Source organism: Vibrio sp. V10_P2A27P122 (genome assembly GCF_963874335.1).
Lineage (GTDB): Bacteria > Pseudomonadota > Gammaproteobacteria > Enterobacterales > Vibrionaceae > Vibrio > Vibrio anguillarum.
The window spans coordinates 24,887-31,536 of record NZ_CAWNHY010000155.1 but is presented as its reverse complement, the minus strand read 5'-3'; the positions used below and the strand labels follow the sequence as shown (position 1 = coordinate 31,536).

General features: G+C 45.0%; 5 protein-coding genes. 1 reads left to right on the top strand and 4 read right to left on the bottom strand.

The window, feature by feature from the left end:
* Positions 1 to 57: 57 nt before the first annotated feature.
* The 3 genes from polA to hemB all read right to left on the bottom strand — a co-directional run bounded on the left by polA (position 58) and on the right by hemB (position 4,630).
* Positions 58 to 2,850 carry a DNA polymerase I gene (gene polA / locus AACQ17_RS07530; RefSeq protein WP_094147632.1) on the bottom strand — a complete coding sequence of 931 codons (2,793 nt, stop codon included), beginning with the start codon at positions 2,848 to 2,850 and terminating at the stop codon, positions 58 to 60.
* Positions 2,834 to 3,001 (bottom strand): hypothetical protein, encoded by a 168-nt coding sequence (locus tag AACQ17_RS07525; protein WP_156117117.1) that lies wholly within the window; start codon positions 2,999 to 3,001, stop codon positions 2,834 to 2,836. Before AACQ17_RS07525 ends, polA begins: the two co-directional genes overlap by 17 nt.
* Before the next feature lie 582 nt (positions 3,002 to 3,583).
* Positions 3,584 to 4,630, bottom strand: a complete 1,047-nt coding sequence (hemB, locus tag AACQ17_RS07520) for a porphobilinogen synthase (RefSeq protein ID WP_026028265.1) — start codon at positions 4,628 to 4,630, stop codon at positions 3,584 to 3,586.
* Positions 4,631 to 4,818: 188 nt separating this feature from the next.
* On the opposite strand from hemB, the gene AACQ17_RS07515 reads away from it, so the two are divergent.
* On the top strand, positions 4,819 to 5,580 hold the full coding sequence (locus AACQ17_RS07515) for a TatD family hydrolase (RefSeq protein ID WP_094147311.1): 762 nt from the start codon (positions 4,819 to 4,821) through the stop codon (positions 5,578 to 5,580).
* Positions 5,581 to 5,861: 281 nt separating this feature from the next.
* On the opposite strand, the gene tatC is transcribed toward AACQ17_RS07515, so the two are convergent.
* Complete coding sequence (gene tatC, locus AACQ17_RS07510; protein ID WP_010319843.1) at positions 5,862 to 6,614, bottom strand: twin-arginine translocase subunit TatC; 753 nt, start codon at positions 6,612 to 6,614, stop codon at positions 5,862 to 5,864.
* Positions 6,615 to 6,650: the final 36 nt, after the last annotated feature.

Sequence of the window (6,650 nt, the reverse complement as noted above, 5' to 3'; positions counted from 1 at the left end):
AAAGCCGACATTTGTGCGTCGGCTCATATAAATTAGCTAATTCTGCTTAAAAAACAACTAATGCGCCTGATCCCAGTTGTCTCCATGACCAGTATCCGCGACCAATGGCACCGCTAGCGTTGCCGCTGATTCCATCAATTGTTGTACTTTAATTTCAATTTCGGCTAAAGCCGTCTCTTGCACCTCAAACACCAGTTCATCGTGCACTTGCATCAAGAGTTTAACGCGTCCCTGTCCATGCTCCTCAATCCAAGCATCGACTAATAGCATCGCTTTTTTGATGATATCCGCAGCCGTACCTTGCATTGGAGCATTGATCGCAGCACGTTCAGCGGCTTTGCGGCGCATCCCATTACGCGATTTAATTTCAGGCAGATGCAAACGGCGACCAAATAAAGTTTCAACATAGCCAAGTTCACTAGCCGTAGAGCGTGTATCTTCCATGTATTGCATCACACCAGGATAACGCTCAAAGTATTTATCCATATATTCTTGGGCTTCATAACGAGGAATGCCGAGCTGCTTGGCTAAACCAAAGGCGCTCATCCCGTAAATCAAACCAAAGTTAACCGCTTTCGCACGGCGACGTTGCTCACTGCTGACTTGCTCAATACTCACTCCAAGAATTTCAGCCGCGGTCGCTGCATGGATATCTTTCCCTTGCTGGAATGCTTCAAGCAGCGCTTTATCGCCGGATAGGTGCGCCATAATCCGCAGCTCAATTTGCGAGTAATCGATGGCCAGAATTTTCCAGCCATGAGGAGCGATAAAGGCTTGACGGATCCGACGCCCTTCTTCGTTACGGATCGGAATGTTTTGCAAATTTGGATCGGTTGAAGACAAACGACCAGTGGCGGTTACAGCTTGGTGATACGAGGTATGCACTCGCCCTGTGGTTGGGTTGATCATTTTAGGCAGTTTATCGGTATAGGTTGATTTCAACTTAGCTAAACCACGATGTTCAATGATTACTTTAGGCAGAGGATAACCGTCGAGTGCCAACTCTTGCAGTACTTCTTCATTGGTGGAAGGTGTACCTGTTGGCGTTTTCTTAATCACCGGTAGCCCCATCTGTTCAAACAAAATGGTTTGCAGCTGTTTTGGTGAGCTTAGGTTGAAAGGTTGACCCGCGATATCAAACGCTTGCTGTTCTAGTTGCTCTAAACGAGCAGCGATTTCATGCGATTGCGCGCCAAGCAACATATCATCAATCATCACGCCTGTGCGTTCCATACGTGACAACACGGGAACAAGAGGTACTTCTATCTGTTGGTAGATGCGATTGAGCTTCTCATCTTGCTCAATATGACTCATCAAACGGTGATGAAGTCGCAAAGTCACATCAGCATCTTCCGCAGCGTACGGTGCCGCTTGCTCAAGTTCAATTTGGTTGAAGGTCAGTTGGTTTTTACCTTTGCCCGCCACCTGTTCAAATGAAATACAGCTGTGTTGCAAGAATCGTAGCGCCAAACTGTCCATATCATGTTTGCCACCGACGCTGTTGTACACATAAGATGCGAGCATCGTATCGTGCTTGATGCCTTTCATATTGATACCGTAACGCGCAACAATGCTGGCATCGTATTTTAGGTTCTGCCCCACTTTGGCTTGGCTTTCATCTTCTAAAATGGGTTTAAGTTGGGCGAGTACCCAATCACGGTCCAGTTGCTTTGGTGCATCAAGATAGTCATGCGCAACAGGAACATACGCTGCAACGCCCTCTTCGGTCGCAAAAGAGAGGCCAACTAAATTCGCTACCATATAATCGAGGCTGTCGGTTTCCGTATCAAACGCAAACACTTCTGCCGCTTTCAGTTTTTCTAACCAAGCATTAAACGTCTCTTCATCTAAAATAGTTTGATATTGGCTGCGATCAATCGTGGCGGCGGTTGTATCCATCTCCCTTGCTTGTGAAGAAGAAGTGTTTACCGCACCCACTTTTTCATCAGCGTCAATCACCCCATTACCACCATCCAGTAATTCTGTTAACCAAGATTTAAACGTGAGCTGACCATAAAGTTTAATCAACTCATCAATATTGGGCTGGGTTTTGCACAAGGTTTCTGGTTTCTCTTCCAAAGCGACATCCAGCTTGATGGTGGCTAATTGGTAAGAGAGAAAAGCGTTTTCACGGTTATCCGCCAGTTTTTGCGCCATGGTTTTAGAGCCGCGAAAACCCAATTGCGCAATTTTATCGAGGTTATCGTAAATTTGCTCTAGGCTGCCAATGCCTTGTAGTAACGCAATCGCTGTTTTCTCACCGACACCCGGTACACCAGGAATGTTATCGACTTTATCGCCCATCAAGGCCAGATAATCGATGATAAGCTCAGGAGGGATACCGAATTTTTCAATCACCCCTTCACGGTCAAGTACCACATTCGTCATGGTATTGATCAAGGTGACATTCTCGTCCACTAGCTGTGCCATGTCTTTATCACCAGTGCTGATCAGCACTGGCATGCCGGCTTGTGATGCTTGAGAGGCTAGCGTACCAATCACGTCATCGGCTTCGACACCTTCAATCGATATCAGCGGTAGCCCCATCGCACGGATAACATTGTGCAACGGCTCAATCTGGCAACGTAGATCATCAGGCATTGGTGGACGGTTAGCTTTGTATTGTGGGTACATATCATCGCGGAAGGTTTTTCCTTTCGCGTCAAAAATAACCACCATACGCTCAGCGGAAAACTGGCGCATCATGCTACGGAGCATATTGACCACGCCATAGACAGCATTAGTTGGAATTTCGCCATTACTCATGGTGCCTGGGTAGGCATGAAATGCACGGTAAAGGTAAGAAGAGCCATCAATCAGAATGAACGGGTTGTCAGGTATGCGAGCCATAGTCTTTTGCAATCCAAAGCGAGTACGAAATGTAATGACTAAGGATGCCATGACTGTCTTGAGGATTCCACGCCAATGCACCTTGAGCAACGAAACATTTTGCTGATTTGTCCACCACCGCAAATGACATTCTGTGGATAACTCTGTTCATAGTTTTTATCCACTGGTTATTAAACAGTGATTAACGAGGAAAACAATGGAATTAACTTATTGTTTATAAATGAATAAAACAAAGATCGAACATTCCTATCATGATCTTTTTACGATCATTGATTGTGGAAAAGACTATCGATGGCCTTTTATTCACAACAAAAGCATCCTCTTGAAAATGAGCGATAAAAAAAGCGACACCCGAGGATGTCGCCTAGCAAAAACAGGTAAAACTAAGTGAAGTGATTCATTCAGCCTTACGATAAAGCTATAAATTACACTGGAAGCAATGTGAGCAATGTCGTGTCAAAAAGAACTTGCGCAAGTTCGTCGCCAATTTGTCTTGTTACTTTTAACACCTAGCAATTCGTTAATCGTAAACTCGACGTCCTTGTGAACTTCGCCATTCCCTAAGACATGGTTAATAATAATGATTCTCATTTAATTATCACCCCTAAATGAGAAAAAATCTCATTTATTTTCTAATCATGCTAAAAACACCTAACCATCTATTTCATGAAATCTTTTTTTAATTGATTTTCAAATAGATAGCAAAATTCGCTCCCCTGCCTAAATTCACAACTTAGTTATCTTGATGTAAATATTGTGCCGTTTTGGCGTTATCTTCTGCCAGCCACTGCGCAACGTCTTTAGCAAAATAGGTTAAAATGCCGTCTGCCCCAGCGCGTTTAAAGCACAATAATGACTCCATTACGGTTTCACGTTCTTTAAGCCAACCATTTAAAATGGCCGCTTTATGCATCGCATATTCGCCAGACACTTGATACGCAAACGTAGGAACTTGTAATTCAGATTTCACGCGGCGCACCACATCAAGGTATGGCATGCCGGGCTTCACCATCACCATGTCAGCCCCTTCATTGATATCCATCGCCACTTCGTGAATGGCTTCATCGCTGTTGGCCGGATCCATCTGATAGTTTTTCTTGTCTCCCCCTTTCAGGTTCGAAGAGGAACCAACCGCATCGCGGAATGGGCCGTAATAACATGACGCGTATTTCGCAGAGTAAGCCATGATCTGTGTGTGAATAAAACCCGCCTCTTCAAGCGCTTCGCGGATCTTACCAATTCGTCCATCCATCATATCGGAAGGGGCAACCACATCGGCACCGGCTGCAGCGTGAGACAGCGCTTGTTTGATCAACACCTCGGTGGTCTCATCATTCATCACATAGCCACTTTCATCGATGATGCCATCTTGGCCATGGGTCGTGAAAGGATCCAGCGCGACGTCGGTAATGACACCCATTTGTGGTATATGCTCTTTTAATAATTTCACCGCACGTTGCACTAAGCCGTCAGGATTATGCGCTTCAGCAGCACACAAACTTTTAGCATCTTGGTTAACCACTGGAAAAAGTGCGATGGCTGGCACGCCGAGATTAGCCAAATACAGCGCTTCTTCGAGCATTAAGTCGATAGAGAGACGCTCAATACCGGGCATAGACTCCACTGGCTCGCGGCGATCTTTACCCATCAAAATAAACATGGGATAAATTAAATCATTAACCGATAACTGATTCTCAGCCATCAAACGGCGGCTAAAATCATGCTTGCGTAAGCGACGCATGCGACGCCCTGGGAACTGACCTTGAATGGATACTGACACTCTCTTCTCCTTGTTTATACGCGGTGTGAGAAAGCATTCTTTCTTCACTACCGCTATCGCTCAAGTGTGGCGAAATCATATCACTCTCGCTTTTTGACGCTAGCGGCAATCGACAAAAATCAGAAAAATGACCTCAGGCTCACACTTCCGTATACTGTTCTCCCATTCTCTGTTTATCGAGATACACCATGATTGACACTCACGCTCACATTTATGCCACTGAATTTGATCACGATCGAGATGAGGTCGTGCAACGCGCTAAAGCGCAGGGCATTGAGGCTATTTTGTTGCCCAATATCGATCTTGCCTCCATTGAGCCTATGCTTAAAACCGAAGCGGCTTACCCTGAACTTTGCCGATCGATGATGGGGCTGCACCCATGCTATGTGGATGGAAATGTGAAGCAAACGCTAACGGTTATCGAATCTTGGCTAGATAAACACCCCTTTATCGCCATTGGTGAAATTGGCATTGATCTGTATTGGGACAAAACCTTTCAGGCCGAACAAGAGATGGCTTTCGTCACTCAACTTAATTGGGCCAAAGAGCGCGATTTGCCTGTTGTCATCCACACCCGTGATTCCATCACTCAAACTCTACAACTGCTGGAAAAAGAGCAAGATGGCTCACTTAGCGGTGTATTCCACTGTTTTGGCGGCACGCTTGAAGAAGCTAAAGCCATTAATGAGCTAGGGTTTCATCTTGGGATTGGTGGTGTATCAACGTTTAAAAATGGCGGTATGGATAAAGTATTACCGCATCTCGATATGAACTTTGTTCTGCTAGAAACAGATTGTCCCTATTTAGCCCCTGTCCCTCACAGAGGTAAGCGCAACGAACCAGCTTACACAACGCTAGTTGCCAAACGCATCGCAGAACTCACCGAACTCTCGTTGGTTGAGGTGAATAACATTACAAACACTAATGCTAACTCACTGTTTAAATTATAATTTATAGAACTATAGATAGAATGACATACACATCAGCGTGATCTATATCACAAAAATAATCACACAAACACTATAGTATGCGGCAAAATTTTAATACATAAACGTGGCTAATATGTGTGAACATGGTAATCACTTACAACGTCAACATCGAACCTTCTGGCAAAAACTGCTGGGCATCAAGGAAGTCTATCGATGCTCTCAGTGCGGTTATCTTTTGAAGATTAAATAGTCCACTATCATAGGTACAAAAAAAAGCGGCTATTCGCCGCTTTTTTCATGTATTAATGACTTTCATCTTCCGGCTCTTCCTCATCTTTGCGCACATAAAAACGAGCAAAGAAAAGTCCAACCTCAAACAATAAACACATCGGAATGGCGAGCAAGGTTTGCGACACCATATCAGGCGGCGTCAGTAACATACCCACCACAAATGCCCCAACCACGATATAAGGCCTTTTCTCACTCAAGGTTTTCGGTGTCGTCGCCCCCGTCCAACACAGTAAAATGATGGCGACGGGAACCTCAAAGGCGATACCAAAAGCGAAAAAGAGCGCAAGCACAAAATCGAGATAACTGGCAATGTCCGTTGCAAACTCAACACCGCCTAAAGAGATGGCCGTAAAAAAGCCAAACACCAGTGGAAATACCACAAAGTACGCAAACGCCACACCGCAATAGAACAACAATGAGCTTGAAAACATCAATGGCATGACTAAACGGCGTTCATGCTTATACAAACCTGGAGCGACAAAGGCCCAGATTTGATAAAGGATAAAAGGCACCGCGAGAAAAGCAGACGCGATCAAAGTAAGTTTGAGTGGCGTGAAAAAGGGCGAGGCAACATCGGTCGCAATCATCGTCGCCCCTTCAGGCAAACGCTCAACCAATGGTTTGGAGACAAAATCGTAGATGTCGCTAGAGAAATAGACTAAGCCGATAAAAATCACGATCACCGCAGCTATTGAACGCAATAAACGATCGCGTAGTTCTAGCAAGTGACTGATTAAAGGCTGTGTCTGCTCAACGGAAGACATATCGAACCTCGTATAAATAGAGCATAAGAGGAGGAG

What these genes read in the sequence shown, in the direction of transcription:
- polA (WP_094147632.1), bottom strand. Translation starts at nt 2,850, where the DNA reads ATGGCTCGCATACCTGACAACCCGTTCATTCTGATTGATGGCTCTTCT.
- AACQ17_RS07525 (WP_156117117.1), bottom strand. Translation starts at nt 3,001, where the DNA reads ATGAACAGAGTTATCCACAGAATGTCATTTGCGGTGGTGGACAAATCA.
- AACQ17_RS07515 (WP_094147311.1), top strand. Translation starts at nt 4,819, where the DNA reads ATGATTGACACTCACGCTCACATTTATGCCACTGAATTTGATCACGAT.
- tatC (WP_010319843.1), bottom strand. Translation starts at nt 6,614, where the DNA reads ATGTCTTCCGTTGAGCAGACACAGCCTTTAATCAGTCACTTGCTAGAA.